The organism is Terrabacter sp. NPDC000476 (assembly GCF_040300125.1).
In the GTDB taxonomy this organism is placed as follows: domain Bacteria; phylum Actinomycetota; class Actinomycetes; order Actinomycetales; family Dermatophilaceae; genus Terrabacter.
Genome location: NZ_JBEPDF010000001.1, coordinates 2,270,740 through 2,286,475 on the forward strand (window position 1 = coordinate 2,270,740; position 15,736 = coordinate 2,286,475).

The 15,736-nt window shown below is 75.2% G+C and carries 16 protein-coding genes and 1 riboswitch; of the genes, 6 read left to right on the forward strand and 10 right to left on the reverse strand.

Annotated elements, in window-relative coordinates; genetic code table 11:
* Positions 1-57: 57 nt before the first annotated feature.
* Positions 58-981 carry a helix-turn-helix transcriptional regulator gene (locus ABT295_RS10710; RefSeq protein WP_352394334.1) on the forward strand — a complete coding sequence of 308 codons (924 nt, stop codon included), beginning with the start codon at positions 58-60 and terminating at the stop codon, positions 979-981.
* Positions 982-1,066: 85 nt separating this feature from the next.
* Here the strand turns inward: ABT295_RS10710 and ABT295_RS10715 are convergent, their stop codons facing one another.
* Both ABT295_RS10715 and ABT295_RS10720 read right to left on the reverse strand, forming a co-directional pair.
* Positions 1,067-1,495 (reverse strand): OsmC family protein, encoded by a 429-nt coding sequence (locus tag ABT295_RS10715; protein ID WP_352394335.1) that lies wholly within the window; start codon positions 1,493-1,495, stop codon positions 1,067-1,069.
* Positions 1,496-1,535: 40 nt separating this feature from the next.
* Positions 1,536-2,549 (reverse strand): LLM class flavin-dependent oxidoreductase, encoded by a 1,014-nt coding sequence (locus tag ABT295_RS10720; RefSeq protein ID WP_352394336.1) that lies wholly within the window; start codon positions 2,547-2,549, stop codon positions 1,536-1,538.
* A gap of 98 nt (positions 2,550-2,647) precedes the next feature.
* Between ABT295_RS10720 and map the strand changes: the two genes are divergently transcribed.
* Both map and ABT295_RS10730 read left to right on the forward strand, forming a co-directional pair.
* Entirely contained in the window at positions 2,648-3,430 is a 783-nt protein-coding gene (gene map, locus ABT295_RS10725) for a type I methionyl aminopeptidase (protein WP_352394337.1), read from the forward strand.
* On the forward strand, positions 3,427-4,875 hold the full coding sequence (locus ABT295_RS10730) for a hypothetical protein (protein WP_352394338.1): 1,449 nt from the start codon (positions 3,427-3,429) through the stop codon (positions 4,873-4,875). Before map ends, ABT295_RS10730 begins: the two co-directional genes overlap by 4 nt.
* A gap of 33 nt (positions 4,876-4,908) precedes the next feature.
* Here the strand turns inward: ABT295_RS10730 and ABT295_RS10735 are convergent, their stop codons facing one another.
* The gene (locus tag ABT295_RS10735) at positions 4,909-5,289 is read right to left on the reverse strand and encodes a hypothetical protein (protein WP_352394339.1); all 381 of its coding nucleotides are present in this window, start codon (positions 5,287-5,289) and stop codon (positions 4,909-4,911) included.
* A gap of 96 nt (positions 5,290-5,385) precedes the next feature.
* On the opposite strand from ABT295_RS10735, the gene ABT295_RS10740 reads away from it, so the two are divergent.
* The gene (locus ABT295_RS10740; RefSeq protein ID WP_352394340.1) at positions 5,386-5,667 is read left to right on the forward strand and encodes a hypothetical protein; all 282 of its coding nucleotides are present in this window, start codon (positions 5,386-5,388) and stop codon (positions 5,665-5,667) included.
* A 114-nt stretch (positions 5,668-5,781) separates the two neighbouring features.
* Here ABT295_RS10740 and ABT295_RS10745 read toward each other — a convergent pair whose 3' ends face one another.
* The 7 genes from ABT295_RS10745 to ABT295_RS10775 form a co-directional block, all read right to left on the reverse strand.
* A complete protein-coding gene (locus ABT295_RS10745; RefSeq protein ID WP_352394341.1) occupies positions 5,782-6,996 on the reverse strand; it encodes a pyridoxal phosphate-dependent aminotransferase in 1,215 nt (404 codons plus the stop codon).
* A 141-nt stretch (positions 6,997-7,137) separates the two neighbouring features.
* On the reverse strand, positions 7,138-7,680 hold the full coding sequence (locus tag ABT295_RS10750) for a hypothetical protein (RefSeq protein WP_352394342.1): 543 nt from the start codon (positions 7,678-7,680) through the stop codon (positions 7,138-7,140).
* Between the two features lie 4 nt (positions 7,681-7,684).
* Positions 7,685-9,289, reverse strand: a complete 1,605-nt coding sequence (mptB, locus tag ABT295_RS10755) for a polyprenol phosphomannose-dependent alpha 1,6 mannosyltransferase MptB (RefSeq protein ID WP_352394343.1) — start codon at positions 9,287-9,289, stop codon at positions 7,685-7,687.
* Entirely contained in the window at positions 9,282-9,878 is a 597-nt protein-coding gene (locus ABT295_RS10760; RefSeq protein WP_352394344.1) for a histidine phosphatase family protein, read from the reverse strand. Before ABT295_RS10760 ends, mptB begins: the two co-directional genes overlap by 8 nt.
* 2 nt (positions 9,879-9,880) lie before the next feature.
* The gene (locus tag ABT295_RS10765) at positions 9,881-10,258 is read right to left on the reverse strand and encodes a hypothetical protein (protein WP_352394345.1); all 378 of its coding nucleotides are present in this window, start codon (positions 10,256-10,258) and stop codon (positions 9,881-9,883) included.
* A 190-nt stretch (positions 10,259-10,448) separates the two neighbouring features.
* Positions 10,449-12,821: an ATP-binding cassette domain-containing protein gene (locus ABT295_RS10770; RefSeq protein ID WP_352394346.1), complete on the reverse strand. Its 2,373-nt coding sequence runs from the start codon at positions 12,819-12,821 to the stop codon at positions 10,449-10,451.
* A complete protein-coding gene (locus ABT295_RS10775) occupies positions 12,811-13,452 on the reverse strand; it encodes an ECF transporter S component (protein WP_352394347.1) in 642 nt (213 codons plus the stop codon). Before ABT295_RS10775 ends, ABT295_RS10770 begins: the two co-directional genes overlap by 11 nt.
* An 82-nt stretch (positions 13,453-13,534) precedes the next feature.
* A riboswitch (TPP riboswitch) is annotated at positions 13,535-13,651 on the reverse strand.
* A 63-nt stretch (positions 13,652-13,714) separates the two neighbouring features.
* Here ABT295_RS10775 and ABT295_RS10780 point away from each other — a divergent pair.
* On the forward strand, positions 13,715-14,158 hold the full coding sequence (locus tag ABT295_RS10780; protein WP_352394348.1) for a DUF4235 domain-containing protein: 444 nt from the start codon (positions 13,715-13,717) through the stop codon (positions 14,156-14,158).
* Positions 14,159-14,313: 155 nt separating this feature from the next.
* Positions 14,314-15,732 (forward strand): MBL fold metallo-hydrolase RNA specificity domain-containing protein, encoded by a 1,419-nt coding sequence (locus ABT295_RS10785; RefSeq protein ID WP_352394349.1) that lies wholly within the window; start codon positions 14,314-14,316, stop codon positions 15,730-15,732.
* Positions 15,733-15,736: the final 4 nt, after the last annotated feature.

Genomic DNA, 15,736 nt, shown 5'->3' on the forward strand with positions numbered 1-15,736 from the left:
GCGCACACAGCAAACCCGATCAGGTGTGCGTGGGGTGGCGGGGCGCAGGATCGTGACGTGACCGGACCCCGCGACACCTTCAGCGCCTGGCTGGACGTGCTCGTCGACACCCTCGACGAGCCCGGCCTGACGGGCGAGCAGATCGCGGGCCGGCTGCACCTGTCACGGTTCCACCTCGACCGCATCGTCAGCGCCGGCGCCGGTGAGGCGCCGAGCGCCCTGCGCCGCAGGGTGCTGCTCGAGCGCTCGGCCTACCGCCTCGCCGCGAGCCGCCGCACCGTCCTCGACGTCGCCGTCGAGGCGGGCTACGGCTCGCACGAGGCGTTCACGCGGGCGTTCCGTCGCGCCTACGGCTCGACGCCCAGTGCGTGGCGCCGGGCCCCGGGGACGATCCGGCTCGAGGCGGCCGACGACATCCACTTCCACCCGCCCGGCGGCATCCGTCTGCCGGCCCAGCGAAAGGTCACCGCCATGGACCTCGTGCAGAAGATGGTCGAGCACCACATCTGGCTGACCGGCGAGCTCATCGAGTGCGCCGCCCAGCTCACCGACGAGCAGCTCGACGAGCCGATCCTCCTCGGCATCGACGACGATCCCGACCCCTCGACCCTGCGCCGCATCGTCAGCCGGCTCGTCGGCCAGATGGCGATGTGGAACGCGACGATGGCCAGCCGCGACTACGACTTCTCCGTCGAGGAGCACGAGTCGCTGACGTCGGCGCGGCGCCGCCTCGCCGAGGCCGCGCCCGTCTTCCTCGGCCACGTGCGCGACGCGATCGATCAGGGCCGGCTCGACGACGTCTTCGTCGACGCCTCGAGCGACCCGCCCTACGTCTGCTCCTACGGCGCGATGGTGGCGCATGTGCTGACCTTCGCCGCGCACCGGCGCACCCTCGCGGTGCGCGCGCTCGACGCGAACGGAGTCACCCGGCTCGGGTGGGGCGACCCCATCGAGTGGCTCGACGCCGCGCACCGCGCCTGACGGCATACGTCCTCGGGGCCCGCGACGGGCTCCGGTCCGGCGACCTGTCACCCGAACGGGTGCAGGTCGCCGGACCGAACCACGGTCACTCGACGGTGGTCGTGACCTGCTGACCCAGCTCGACGGTGCGGCTGACGGTGCACCACTCGTCGTGCGAGCGCTTGACGAGCTTGGGGAGCATCTCGCGGGCCGCGTCACCGCCGTCGCCGTCGGGGAAGCGCACCCGGAAGCGCACCTCGATGTCCTGCAGGTGGTTGCCGTGCTCGTCCTTGACCTTGTCGGCGGTCACCTCGACCTCGAACTGCTCCGGCTCCGCGCGACGGGTCGTGACGGTGTCGACGTCGACGGCGGTGCAGCCGGCGATGCCGGCGAGGAGCAGCTCGACGGGCGAGAGCTCGTCGGTGCCCGAGCTCGTCGTGATCGAGCCTCCGCGGTCGTTGCGCACCGTGTAGCGCCCGACGGCGTCACGGGTCAGGGTGACGCGGCGCAGGTCCTGGGGGTCTCTCTCGCTCATGGGTGCAGCCTCTCAGACGTCGGTCGCAGCGGGGCCCGGGTCAGAGCCAGGCGTCCGCGAGCAGCTCGTAGGAGCGCAGGCGGTCCTCGTGGTCGTGGGCGCCGCACGTGACGACGACCTCGTCGACGCCGGTCGCCTCGACGAAGCCGGCGAGTCCGTCGCGCACCTCGTCGGCCGTGCCGACGAGCGACACGCGCGTCATCTCGCTCACGGCCTGGCGCTCGGCGGGCGACCACGTCGCCATGAGGCTCGCGATGTCGCCCTGCGGCTCGGGCAGCCCGGCCCGGCGGCCGGTGACGATGCCGTGGAAGCGCTGGAGCACGCTCGTGAAGAGGCGCTCGGCCTCCTCGGTGGTGCCGGCCACCATGACGTTGACGCCGGCCATGGTGCGCGGGGCGTCGAGGCCCCCGGGCTCGGTCGAGGGGGTGAACCGCGAGCGGTAGACCTCGAGCGCGCTCATCAGCGCGGCCGGCGCGAAGTGCGAGGCGAACGAGTAGGGCAGGCCGAGCGCGGCCGCGACCTGCGCACCGCCGTGGCTCGAGCCGAGGATCCAGATCGGCACGTGGGTGCCCTCGCCGGGGATGGCGCGCACCTTGGCGTCGGGGTCGGGGTCACCGAGGTAGCCGATGAGCTCCTCGACCTCGCCGGCGAAGTTCATCGCCGCGGCCTCGCTGCGGCGCAGCGCGCGCGTCGTGAACGGGTCGGTGCCCGGCGCCCGGCCGAGGCCGAGGTCGATGCGGCCGGGGTGGATCGTCGCGAGCGTGCCGAACTGCTCCGCCACGACGTAGGGGGCGTGGTTCGGCAGCATGATGCCGCCGGCGCCGACCCGGATCGACTCGGTCTGGTCGGCGACGTGGCCGATGAGCACCGCGGTGGAGCTCGACGCGACGCCGCGCATGTTGTGGTGCTCGGCCATCCAGTAGCGCTGGTAGCCCCACTTCTCCGCGTGACGGGCGACGTCGACGGTCGAGGCGATCGCCTCACCGGGGGTGCCGCCGTCGAGGACGGGCACGAGGTCGAGGATGTTCAGCTGGGCTTTCGGGGCAGGACTCACGTGGGTGCCAACGGGCCACGCCGGTCGGGGTATTCCGCGCCCGGCTTGCGAACGCCCTGCGCTGCGGGATAGGTGTGGGGCACCTACAGGGAGAGACCATGATCGAGATCTTCACCCCCGCCGAGCTGCCGCGCGCCCGCGCGGCGGGCCGCGTCGTCGCCGACGTGCTGGCCGAGCTGCGTCGCCGCACCACCGTCGGCACGACGCTGCTCGAGATCGACGCCTGGGCGAAGGAGCTCATCCTCGGTGCCGGTGGCGTGTCCTGCTACGTCGACTACGCCCCCTCGTTCGGGCGCGGTTCGTTCGGCCACTACGTCTGCACGTCGGTCAACGACGCCGTGCTCCACGGGCTCCCGAACGGCCACGTGCTCGCCGACGGCGACCTGCTGACGCTCGACCTCGCCGTGCTGACCGACGGCATCGCCGCCGACTCCGCCATCAGCTTCATCGTCGGCGAGGCCCGACCGACCGAGAGCGTGGCGATGATCGTCGCGACCGAGCGCGCGCTCGCGGCCGGCATCGCCGCGGCCCGGCCGGGCGCCCACCTCGGCGACGTCTCGCACGCCATCGGCTCGTCGCTCTCTGCGGCGGGCTTCCGGGTCAACACCGAGTTCGGCGGCCACGGCATCGGCTCGACGATGCACCAGGACCCGCACGTGCCCAACATCGGCCGGCCCGGGCGCGGCTACCGGCTGCGCGAGGGGCTGCTGCTCGCCCTCGAGCCGTGGGTCATGCTCGACACGGCGTCGCTCGTCGTCGACCCCGACGGCTGGACGCTGCGCAGCGCCACGGGCGGCCGGTCCGCGCACAGCGAGCACACCATCGCGATCACCGCCGACGGCGCCGAGATCCTCACCCTGCCGAGCACCCCGCACCCGTGAGCGGAACGACCGCGCGGCGGCGTGTGCTCGTGCCCGTCGTCCTGCTGGCCGCGTTCCTGGTGAGCGGCGGCGTGACGCAGGCCGTCACCCCGTTCATCCGGCAGGACGACTGGGCGTTCCTGCTGCCGGAGGGCACCCCGGGGGCCGTCCCGCCCTCGTACTACAACGCGAGCGAGGGGCGCTGGCTCAACAGCGCGTGGTGGTGGCTCGTCGGCCAGCACGGCACCACCCAGACGGCCGCGCTCACGTATGCCGTGGCCTACGCCCTGCTCGTCGCCGGCGCCTGGCGCGTGCTGCACGTCGCCGGCATCCGTCCTCGTCCCGCCGTCGACGCGCTGCTCGGCGTCGCGCTCTACGCGTCGTGCGTCTGGGTGCAGCTGCTCTACTGGCCCGGCACGCTGACGCCCTCGGTCATGTGGGGGGCCGCGGCGCTGTGGCTCCTGCCGTGGGCCACCCGGCGCCGGGCCCGACTCGCCGGCTGGCTCGCGGTCGGCGCGGCCGGGGCCGTGCTCACCTATCCCCCGACCGGCGTCGTGCTCCTCGTGCTGGCGGTCGTGGCGCTCGGCGAGGCCCGTTGGCGCCGGGTCGGGCTGACCGTCGTCGCGTGGGGCGTGGGGTTCGCGGCCGGCATCGGCGTCGCCTACTCGCTCAACCTCGTGCTCAACGGGCACTTCGGCCTCCAGCTCGCGGCCTGGCGCCACGCCAACCCGCTCACCTCGCCCGCGGCGCTCGCCGAGAACGTCGGCCGGTGGCTGTCGACCGCCGGCGAGCTGTGGTCGGCGCAGTGGTGGGTCGCCGTCGTGGCCGTCGTCGCGACCGCCGTGGGCTGGCGCGACCCGGTCGTGCGGCCCCGGCTGCAGCGGCTGCTCGTCGCGCTCGTCGTGGCCTGCGGGGTCGACGCCGCGCAGACGGTCGCCACCGGCCTCGTCACCGAGGCGCGGGGCCAGCTCTGGAGCTGGCTCGCGGCGGTGCTCCCCGCCGCGCTGCTCCTGCTGCCGCGCGAGCACGGTGACGACCGGACGACGCCCGTGGGGCGCGGGCTCCTGCGGCGCGAGACCGTCGGGGCGGCCCTGCTCGCGGTGCTCGCCGTCGGCGGTGTGCTCGCCTGGCGGGCCGACCTCGGGCCGCACCAGGCCACCCGGGCGCAGTACGCCGCGATCGCCGCGGCGGCGGCCGCCCACCCCGAGGGCACGCCCACGCCGACGATCGTCGTCTACCAGGACCCCACCGTGCGCGAGACCCGCGACGGCCGGCTCATGGCGAGCACCCTCTTCATGGCGGTCCAGCAGGAGCGCGGCTCGGTGCCGCGCTGGTGCGTCGGGGTCGAGTGCCGGGTCATCGGCGAGCAGGCCGACCGCGCGTCCGTCGTCCAGCTGGGCACCGCGTCGGACGGTTCGCCGCTCGTCGGGATCGTCGTGCCGCGGCCGCCCGACTGGCTCTCCTAGGTCACGCGCCCACGTCGGGCGCCGGCGGACCGGTCAGGGCAGCCGGAGCTGCCCGATCTGGTCGTCGTGGTCGGGGCAGAAGGTCTGCACGCCGGCGGCCATCAGCTGCTTGGTGCGCAGGGCCTCGCCGGTGTTCGCCAACGGCTTGCCGGTCTCGTCGTCGACGGCGATCTGGGCGAGGTCGACGCCGCCGTTCTGCAGCGCCCAGCAGGTCGTCGTGCCCGTCTCGATGTCGTCGTCGACGGTGTCGCCGGTGACCGTCGCACCGAGCTTCTGCGCGGCCAGCACGAAGTCGGCCTCCTCCGCGGAGATGCTCGGCCGGGCCTCGGCGACACCGGCAGGCAGGTCGGCGAGGGTCGGCTCGGAACCGCCGCACCCGCCGAGCGCGAGGACGGCCACGACCCCGGCGCCCACCAGGGCGCCGTCACGCCACCGCCCGGTTCGGCCGGGTCGGCTGGCTGGGCTCGTTCCACCGCGCTCGGTCAAGGCTTGCATCGTTACCCTGAACGCGTGAGCGAGCCCGAACGTCCCCGCCTCGCGTCCGGCGCCCGGCTGGCCGCCGACGCACCGCTGGCCCGTGGCGCCGTGGCCGCCGCCGTCTCGGCCGTCGTCTTCGGCTTCGTCTTCCTGCCGCAGGTGCTCGGTCTCGCGCTCGCCGGCCTCAGCCTGGCCCGCCGCGAGACCGGCGGCCGTCGCCCGGCGCTGCTCGCGGTCGCGATCAGCCTGGCGCTCACGCTCGTCTGGGCCGTCGTGCTCGGCCTGCTCCTCAAGTGGTGGGCCCGCTCCCGCTGACCCGCTGACCCGCCGACCTGCCGACCGCAACCATCCGGCCACGGCGGGCTTCCGGAGCCGATCAGCGCCTCGACGCCACCGGCATCCGGCCACGGCGGGGATCGTGCGGCCCGGCTACTGGGAGTAGGTGGCGAGGAACTTCTCGAGGCGACCGACCGCGTCCTCGAGCTCCTCGACGCGGGGCAGGAAGACGATGCGGAAGTGGTCGGTCGTCGGCCAGTTGAAGCCCGTGCCGTGCACGACGAGCAGCTTCTGCTCGCGCAGCAGGTCGAGGGCGAAGCGCTGGTCGTCGCGGATGTCGTGGACCTTCGGGTCGAGCCGCGGGAAGAGGTAGAGCGCGCCCTCGGGCTTGGTCACCGAGACGCCGGGGATCGCGTTGAGCATCTCCCACGCGACGTTGCGCTGCTCGAGCAGGCGCCCGCCGGGCAGGATCAGCTCGTTGATCGACTGGTAGCCGCCGAGCGCGACCTGGATCGCGTGCTGGGCCGGCACGTTGGCGCACAGCCGCATGTTGGCGAGGATGTCGAGGCCCTCGATGTAGTTGCGGGCGTGCTCCTTGGGCCCGGTGATGGCGAGCCACCCGGACCGGAACCCCGCGACGCGGTAGGCCTTGGAGAGCCCGTTGAAGGTCAGGCACAGCAGGTCGGGCGCGAGCGAGGCGATCGAGGTGTGGGTGGCTCCCTCGAAGAGGATCTTGTCGTAGATCTCGTCGGCCATGACGATGAGCTCGTGCTCGCGCGCGACCTGCGCGATCGCCTCGAGGACCTCGCGGGGGTAGACCGCACCGGTCGGGTTGTTCGGGTTGATGACGACGATGGCCCGGGTGCGGTCGGTGATCTTGCTCCGGATGTCGTCGACGTCGGGCGCCCAGCCGGCCTGCTCGTCGCAGACGTAGTGCACGGCCGTGCCGCCCGCGAGGCTCGCCGCGGCCGTCCACAGCGGGTAGTCGGGCGCCGGGATGAGCACCTCGTCGCCGTTGTCGAGCAGCCCCTGCATCGCCATGACGATGAGCTCGCTCACCCCGTTGCCGAGGTAGATGTCCTCGACGCCGACGGGCGGGAAGTCGCGCAGCTCGTAGTGCTGCTTGACGGCACGCCGGGCCGACAGGATGCCCTTGCTGTCGCTGTAGCCCTGCGCCGTCGGCAGCTCCTGGATGACGTCGACGAGGATGTCCTCGGGCGCCTCGAAGCCGAACGGCGCCGGGTTGCCGATGTTGAGCTTGAGGATGCGGTGCCCCTCGTCCTCGAGCCGCTTGGCCTCGGCGAGCACGGGCCCCCGGATCTCGTAGCAGACGTTCTGCAGCTTCTTGCTCTGGGTGACCGCGCGCATGGGGCAAGGGTCGCACCCCACCCGGCGGGACTCCGGGCGATTCCCACCATGTGACCTGACGTGTCCGTCACGTCCCCTGCCGAGCAGGTATGCCGGGTGGCCCGGTCAGCGCCTCGGTGAGCGTCCCCGTCAGCGTCCCGGTCAGCGTCCCAGGCAGCCGAACGCGGAGGCGGGGCTGCGGGCGGTGAGCGCCTCGACGAGCTGGTTCATCGAGGCCGCCGAGACGTCGATCGTCAGCTCGTGGCCGGCGACGTCGCGCGAGAGGTGCGCGACGACGGGCGCGACGGCCTCGCCGGACGACTGCCGCCAGCCCTTCTGGAGCAGGAAGCCGACGAGCTCGGCCGCCTGCGGCCCGGTCGAGGGCGGGTAGGTGCGGGTGACGCTGCCGTCGGTGGCCGCGCGGCAGGGCGGCATCTCGCCGTGCCCGAGCGGGGTCAGGGTGCGGTCGAGCTCCTCGACCTGGCCGGCGAGGGACGCGTAGGCCGCGAGGTCGTCGGCGTGCACCCGCCCGGCCCAGGCCCAGCCGCCGAAGCCGACGAGACCCACCACGAGGAGCGCGAAGGCGGCCGGGACGACACGTCGACGGGCGTGGACGTCCCGGGCGCCGTCGCTCGGCTCCGGGCGCGGTCGGGAGCGGTGCCCGCGACCGGCCTCGGCCTCGTCGACGAAGCCGGAGTCGCTCACCGGGTCAGTCTCGGGCACCCCGGTCGCGACCGGAAGCACTTGCGGCAACTGTCGCCGAGCCGTGACGCCGCAGCAGGGGCCGGTCGAGGTCGAGCAGGCCGGCCCAGTCGGCGCGCCGGGCCGTGCGCAGGCCCCGGCGCACGACGAGGACGAGCACGACGAGCGCGAACGGCACCCCGACGACCGTCGTCGTGAGCCCGAGGCTGTAGCCCTCGGGGAGGGTGGCGAAGCAGACGACGGTGGCGACGACGGCGAGCGGCCCCTCGAGGCGGTCGCGCCAGAGGGCGCCGAGCGAGACGGCGAGCGGCGGCAGCATCCAGAGGTAGTACCAGCCGAGGAAGACCGGCGCGAGCACGACGACGGCGAGCATCGCCCACCCGATGCCCCGCACCGGGCGCAGCCGTGCCTCGGCGGCCGCCTCCTCCGCGGACAGGCCCGAGCTGTCGATCGGCTTGAGCGCGGCGAGCCAGACGAGCACGAGCAGCACCGCGAGCACGACGAGCGCGACGGCCCGGGCGGCGGCGATGCCGGCGTCGCGCCACTCCTCGTGCCCGAGCAGGTGACCGACCGCGCCGACGGCGATGCCGACGGACGTCGGCAGGGAGGTCCACTGCTCGTTCTTGCCGGGCGTGCCCGTCGGGTTGAGCCACGAGAACCCGAGGCCGGTCAGCAGGCCACCCAGCACCATCGGGACCCCGGCGCTGCCGACGGTGGCGAGCCCCGCGCGGACGACCTCCGACCAGCGCACGGATGCCGGCGCGCCCGTGCGCACGGCCCGTCCCGTCGCGCGGTGGCGGGCCCAGAGCACGGCGACGAAGGGCAGGGCGACGACGGCGGTGACCTTGACCATGGCCCCGAGGGCGATGACGACGCAGGCGAGCACGAGGCGCCGCCGCAGCGCGAGCGCGACGCCACCGAGCACGGCGGCGACCATGAGGGCGTCGTTGTGCGCGCCGCCGACGAAGTGCGCCCCGACGAGCGGCACCGCCACACCGAGCCACGTGGCGCGCACCGGTGACCACCCGAGCCGGCGCGCGACGTCGGGCACGGCCCACGCGAGCACGACGACCCCGGCCACGGCGAGCAGGCGCAGCAGCAGGAGCGCCACCCAGAGCTCGCCCGACACGGCAGCCACGGCGCGCGCGAGGAGCAGCCAGACGGGGCCGTAGGGCGTGGGGCTGTCGAGCCAGGTGGGCGCGGTCGAGCTGCGCCACGGGGAGTCGAGCTCGCGCACGACGTGGTCGTACGGGCTGAGCCCCTGGTCCCACAGCAGGCCCTGCGCGGCGTAGGAGTAGAGGTCGCGGCTGTAGAGCGGCATGGCGAGCACGAGCGGGCCGAACCACAGCGCCGTCGTCGTCCACCACCACTTCACGCCGACGTCGGCCTCGCGCAGCCGCCACCACGCGACGACGAGGAGGGCGAGCGCGAGCACCGACACGGTCGCGAGCAGCGGCGAGCCGCCCTTGCTCGACCAGGCGGCGACGCCGGGCCAGAGGACGCCGGTGTTGGGCCGGGGCAGCGCGCCCGAGCCCCACGAGGCCGCCGCGAGCGCGAGCGCCCCGGCGCAGCCGGCCCAGCGCCACGTCGCGGGGGGACGCGCGTCAGCCATGCGTGACCGGCTCGTCACCCCACGCGAGCAGTCGCCACCCCGAGCCGGGGTCGCGCTCCATCGTCACGACGTGCGCGTTGTCGAGCCGGCGCCCGTCGAAGAACTCGGGCGGCAGCCCGAGGGACGCCGAGCACCAGACGCGCATCGCGGCGCCGTGGCTCACCGCGACGGCCGACGCGTGCCCGTCGGCGGCGATCCGCGCGATGGCGTCGTCGTAGCGCGCGAAGAAGCCGGCGCCGCTCTCGCCGCCGGGGATGGCGTGCGCGGGGTCGTCGCGCCAGCGGATGACGGCGTCGACGTAGGGCTGCCAGTCGGTCGACATCTCGTAGTCGCCGGCCTGGATCTCGCGCAGGCCGGGCAGCACCACCATCTCGAGCCCGAGCAGCTCGGCGAGGGGCCCGGCGGTCTGCTGGGTGCGCACGAGGTCCGAGGTGTAGATGGCCCCGAGGTCCTCGCCGCCGAGGCGGTCGGCGAGCGCCCGGGCCTCGGCCCGGCCCTCGTCGGTCAGGTCGAGGCCGGGCACCGCGGTGTCGAGCTGGCGCGCGACGTTCGCATGGGTCTGCCCGTGGCGGACGAGGAAGAGGCGCATCGTCACAGCCCCTTGACGGTGACGCCGCTCAGGCACTCGACCCCGGTCCTGGGGCCGGTGTGGAAGTTCGGGACCGACACGGGCGCGGTGGCGCCGGGCTCGAGCGTGATGTCGACCTCCTTGCCCGCGACGTCGCTGCCGTCGGAGCGCTTGACGATGAAGACGGCCACGGTGAACGTGTGCTTCTCCGAGTCGGAGTTCGTCAGGGTGCCGGTGAAGCTCCACACGTCGCCGGTGGCCTCGCAGGACGCGTCGGTCAGGCTCGAGGCGGCGTCGAAGAGCTCGCCGTCGCTCGGCTCGGCCGACGGGTCGATGACGTCGTCGCTCGGGGTGACCGCGGTGATGGTCGGCTGCACCGGCACGCTCACCGTGGGGGCCACGCCGTCGTCCGAGGACGGCTGCGGCTGCCCGCACGCACCCAGCACCGCCACGAGCGCCCCGGCGGCGCACCACGCCCCGACCGTCCGGGAGCGGTGAGCAGCGTCGTCCCGACGGAGTCGGCCTGTCCTGGGCACGAGCGGCCCCTTCCTGTCGCGAGGTGTGCGCGGCCCATTGTGCCCCGGCCGGCGGTCAACCCAGCAGCAGCCGGGCCGTCACGGCGGCCACGACGACGAGCAGCCCCGCCCCCACGGCGACGGTGTCGGCCGTGCGCCACGGCGCGGGCCCGGCCCAGGTGCGCCGCCGCGCCTCCGCGAAGCCCCTCGCGTCCATCGCGAGCGCGAGGTTCGACGCCTGGCCGAGCGCGCCGACGAGCAGTCCGCCGGTGACGACGACGGCCTCCCGGGCCCGGGCGGCCACGGCGTGCCGGCCGGCCTGCACCCCGCGCACCCGCCGGGTCGTCATCAGCTCGCCCCACAGGGCGTCGAACGACTGCAGCCGCTGGAGGGCGGCCGTCGCGGCGACGACCGGCCGCGCCGGCAGGTGGAGGCGCTGGGCGAGGTGGTCACCGAGCGCCTCCGGGTCGAGGTGGCCGACGACGACCGCAGAGGGGACGAGGAGGCAGAGCACCCGCAGCGCCGCCCCGGCCGCGACCTCGAGGTCGCGCCCGCCGAGCAGCCAGGCCGACCACGCGACGCCGGCGACGGCGACGACGGCCGGCACGAGCCGGGCGGCGACGCCCCGGAGGCGGCCCTGCGGCGCGGGACCCGCTCCGGGGGCGAGGAGCGCGAGCAGGCCCAGCACCACCTCGACGCCCAGGACCACGAGGCCCTGGCGCCAGGTGTCGAGGAGCGCCGGCAGCGGGAGCACGCAGAGCGCGGCCGCGAGGAGGGCGAGCGGCCCAGCCCGCGCCACGAGCGGGCGGCGGGCCTGCTCGGGCTGGGTCGAGGGCGTCGGGACCGCCGGCGTCCCCGGCGGGCGGGCCGGTGCGGCGACGGCGAGCACGTCGTCGGCGGACGCGACGACGCCCGCGTCGTGGGTCGCGACGACGACGGCCGTGCCCTCCTCCCGCGCCGCGGCGAGCAGGCCGGTCACGGCGGCCCACGTGCGGCGGTCCTGCCCGACCGTCGGCTCGTCGGCGAGGAGCAGCGCCGGGGCGTGCGCGACGGCGGACGCCATGGCGAGGCGGCGCTGCTCGCCACCGGAGAGGTGGCGCGGGTCGGCGTCGGCCAGGTGGTGCAGCCCCAGGGCCGCGAGGAGCGCGTCGGCGCGCGCGCCCGCCGTGGAGGGGTCCTGGCCGAGGGCGTCCGGTGTCGTCAGCACGTCACCGCGAACGGTGCGCCCGAGCAGGGCGGTGGAGGCGCGCTGCGGCACCCACGCGACGGCGCGGGCGACCTCGGGCGAGGACCACCGGTGCGGCGGACCGTCGGCCGTCGCACCGTGGGGCACGGTGAGGCGCACCGTCCCTCCCGAGGGCTCACGCAGGCCGCCCAGGGCGGTGAGCAGGGTGGACTTGCCCGCCCCGCTCGGCCCGACGAGGGCGAGGGCCCGACCCGACCTCGCGACGAGGTCGGTGCCGTCGACGGCGAGCGTCGTGCGCGAGGGCTCCCCGAGCCGCCGGCTCCGGTGCTCGACCCGCAGCCCCTCGGCCCGTGCGACGACCTGGCCGGCCACCCCACCACCGGCCACGGCTCCACCCGCGGCCGCCGACCCGACGGGCGGCAGGTCGACGCGGAGCGGCTCGGGCTCCGGCAGGCCGGGCACCCAGATGCCCTGCGCGGCAAGGGAGTCCGCGCGCTCCGCGAGCACCTCCGCTGGCGGGCCGTCGGCCACGACCTGCCCGTCGTCGTCGAGCACGACGAGCCGGTCGACGAGCTCGACCCACCCGTCGAGCCGGTGCTCCACGACGACGAGCGTCAGGCCGCGCCGGGTGGCGACGTCGCCGACGACCCGACGCACCTGCGCCGCCGTGGCCGCGTCGAGCATGGCCGTCGGCTCGTCGAGCAGCAGCACGGACGGCTCCATGACGAGGGCGCCGGCGAGGGCGAGCCGCTGCGACTCGCCCCCGCTCATCGTGTCGGGGCTGCTGTCGGGCGGCATCGTCAGGCCGACCTCGGCCAGCACCGCGGACACCCGCGCCGGCATGTCGGCCGCCGGGCACCCGACGTTCTCGAGGCCGAAGGCGACGTCGCGTCCGATGCTGGACGCGACCCGCCCCGCCCCGGGGTCCTGGAGCACGAGGCCCACCGCACCCGGAACTGCCTGGGGCGCCTGCTCGCCCACGGTCACGGCGCCGGAGAGGTCCCCCGCGTCGGCCGTGTGGAGCAGGCCCGCGACGGCCCGGAGCAGCGTGGACTTCCCCGAGCCGCTCGGCCCGGCGAGCAGCACGCGCTCGCCCGGCGCGACGTCGAGGTCGAGGTCGCGCAGGACCGGCCGGGCCCGGCCGTACGGTCGCCAGGTCAGGTCGCGCACGCGGATGCCCGCGCCCGCGACCGCGCCGGTCAGGGGCTGCCGGGTCGTCGCACCCGGCGCGTCGGCGGGTGGCACGACGCGGTCAGACCGCACGCCGCTCGCGCACCTCCTGGCCGGGCGGGAAGGGGTTCAGGGCCCCGGCCCCGGCCAGCAGCCGCGTGAGGCCGAGCGCGAGCAGCGAGCCGAGCACGGCCACGCACCCGCCGAGGAGCAGCAGGTAGGACACCTTGTAGCCCCAGCCCCAGTCGGTCCAGTACGAGTACCACTCGTACACGGCCTCGAAGGCGCCACCGAGGAAGCCGCCGAGCAGCAGCGGCCCCCAGCGGTAGACGGCATACCCGAACGCGGCGAAGCCGAGCTCGACCCCGAGGCCCTGGAGCAGGCCCGAGACGACGGTCGTGAGGCCCCACTGGGTGCCGACGAGCGCCGAGACGACGGCAGCCAGCAGCTCGGTGAAGACGGCCGCGCCGGGGCGCCGGATGACGAGCATCCCGACGATGCCGGCGACGAGCCAGGGCCAGTTGAAGAGGGCGCCGAGCGGCGGGAAGCCCGCCGAGACGACGCCGGAGGGAACGGCGTAGACGAGCCCCCAGGCCCAGTAGGCGACGCCGAAGGCGACGCCGAGGAAGGCGCAGGTGAGCAGGTCGATGGTGCGCCAGCGGGTGAGCGGGCCGCTCGCCGTGATGGTGCGGGCCCTGCCGGTGGACGTGGTGGTGCTGGACATGTGTGACTCCCGGGCTCCAGTGGAAACGAGTGGATACCTGGGGGAGGTCACCGGGTGACGTCGTGCCACGAGCCCTCCGGCGACCCGAGAAATCCCGACTTCCTTCGCCGGTGCTAACCGGAGCAGGTTCGAGGGTCTGCGGCTGGGCCGTCTGGGCCGCCGCACTCTCAGCGCGAAGGGCGCTCCCCTGTCGTGATGAACGGGTGGTGCTGTTCAGTTGTGGCCCCGACTCTACTCCCGGCTCCGTGGGTACAGTTCGGGCATGGCTTCCAAGCGCACGAAGAAGGCCGCCGCCGCCGAGGCCGGCGGGACGCAGCACTCCCCGGCCGGGGGTGCGGTCTGGAAGATCCTCAGCGTCGGCTCGACGATCCTCGCGACGAAGATCGCCACCGATGCCGCGCAGAAGGGGTGGAAGCTCGCCACCGGCCGCAACGTGCCGGTCAAGGGCGACTTCGAGCGCGAGCGCACCCGCGACGTCATCCTCTTCACGGCGATCTCGTCGATGGCGGTCGCGGCCGCCCGCGTCGCGGCCGAGCGCGGCGCCGCGACCTACTACCGCCGCTCGACCGGCCACCTGCCCAAGGCGCTGGAGGAGAACGAGGTCTCCCCCGACGACAAGAAGGCGCACCGCAAGCTGGCCAAGGCCAAGCACAAGGCCGAGAAGGCGACCCAGAAGGCCATCGACAAGGCGACCGGGAGCCGCTGAGGCCGCTCCCGCCGCACCACCGCCGCACCACCGCGGCGGGGCCACCACGGAGGGTCCCGGCCGTCTCGGGACCTTGGCCCCTGACGGCTCGGCGCCGGGAGCGCGACGCTGGGGCCGTGGGCCGCAGCCCGTCGGCCCGGTCCCGGAGGTGCACGATGGCCGACCTCACCACCTCGGGCCACGCGCCCGTGCTCACCTTCCTCGGCGCGGCCGGCACGGTGACGGGCAGCAAGTTCCTGCTCGACGCCGGGGCCCGCCTCCTCGTCGACGCCGGCCTCTACCAGGGCGAGCGGCGGTGGCGGTCGCTCAACTGGGCGGCCCTGCCGCTGCCGCCGGACAGCCTCGACGCCGTCGCGCTCTCGCACGCCCACCTCGACCACTGCGGCTACCTCCCCGCCCTCGTGCGCGGCGGCTTCGCCGGGCCGGTGCTCGCCACGTCGGGCACGGCCGCCCTCGCCGCCATCGTGCTGCGCGACAGCGCGCACCTGCAGGAGGAGGAGAGCGTCGCCGCCCGCCACGGCGGCTGGTCGAAGCACGACCCGCCGCTGCCGCTCTACACCGCGGCCGACGCGGAGCGCGCCATCGCGCTCGTCGAGCCCCAGGCATACGGCGAGGCCGTCCGCGTCGGGCCGGACGGGGCGGACGGGCCGGACGGCGGCGTCACCGTCGCCTTCGTGCGGGCCGGGCACATCCTCGGGTCGGCGAGCACGCTCGTGCGGTCCGGCGCGGCCTCCGTGCTCTTCTCCGGCGACCTCGGCCGCACCTCGCACCCCCTGCTGCTCGGCCGCGACCGGCCGCCGGCGGCCCGCACGGTCGTCATCGAGTCGACGTACGGCGACCGCGTGCACGAGCGGGGCGACCCCGACCACGCCGGTCTCGCCGACGCGATCCGGCGCACGGTGCGGCGCGGCGGGTCGGTCGTCGTCCCGGCGTTCGCCGTCGACCGCACCGAGATCGTCCTGCTCGCGCTGGCCGACCTGCGCCGGCGCGGCGAGATCCCCGACGTGCCGGTCTACGTCGACAGCCCGATGGCCCTTGCCGCGCTCGAGGTCTACCGGGCGGCCGCGCACCGCGCCGAGACCCGCCCCGGCGCCGTCGACGCCATCGCGGCGCTGCCCGACCTTCGGGCCGTGCACTCGGCGGAGGAGTCGATGCGGCTCAACACGCCGGGACGGCCGTCGGTCATCGTCTCGGCGTCGGGCATGGCGACGGGCGGGCGCGTCGTGCACCACCTCGAGCACCTCCTGCCGCAGGAGCGCAACACCGTCGTGCTCACCGGCTACCAGGCGGTCGGCACCCGCGGGCGTGCCCTGCTCGACGGGGCGCGCGAGGTCAAGATCGCCGGGCGCTACGTGCGGGTGCGCGCCGAGGTCGTCAGCGACCCGACGTTCTCGGTGCACGCCGACGCCGGCGAGCTCGTCGCCTGGCTGGGCGAGCTCCCGCAGCCCCCGGAGTCGGTCTACGTCGTGCACGGCGAGCCCGCGGCCGCCGAGGCGCTCGCCGCCCGCATCCGGGCCGAGCACGACTGCGCAGTCGCCGTGCCGCGACTCGGCGAGCGGGTGCTGCTCGACTGAGCAG

Excerpts from the sequence above, each read along its gene's own strand:
- ABT295_RS10715 (WP_352394335.1), bottom strand. The coding sequence starts at position 1,495 with ATGAGCGAGAGAGACCCCCAGGACCTGCGCCGCGTCACCCTGACCCGT.
- map (WP_352394337.1), top strand. The coding sequence starts at position 2,648 with ATGATCGAGATCTTCACCCCCGCCGAGCTGCCGCGCGCCCGCGCGGCG.
- ABT295_RS10745 (WP_352394341.1), bottom strand. The coding sequence starts at position 6,996 with ATGCGCGCGGTCACCCAGAGCAAGAAGCTGCAGAACGTCTGCTACGAG.
- mptB (WP_352394343.1), bottom strand. The coding sequence starts at position 9,289 with ATGGCTGACGCGCGTCCCCCCGCGACGTGGCGCTGGGCCGGCTGCGCC.
- ABT295_RS10760 (WP_352394344.1), bottom strand. The coding sequence starts at position 9,878 with ATGCGCCTCTTCCTCGTCCGCCACGGGCAGACCCATGCGAACGTCGCG.
- ABT295_RS10775 (WP_352394347.1), bottom strand. The coding sequence starts at position 13,452 with ATGTCCAGCACCACCACGTCCACCGGCAGGGCCCGCACCATCACGGCG.
- ABT295_RS10780 (WP_352394348.1), top strand. The coding sequence starts at position 13,715 with ATGGCTTCCAAGCGCACGAAGAAGGCCGCCGCCGCCGAGGCCGGCGGG.
- ABT295_RS10785 (WP_352394349.1), top strand. The coding sequence starts at position 14,314 with ATGGCCGACCTCACCACCTCGGGCCACGCGCCCGTGCTCACCTTCCTC.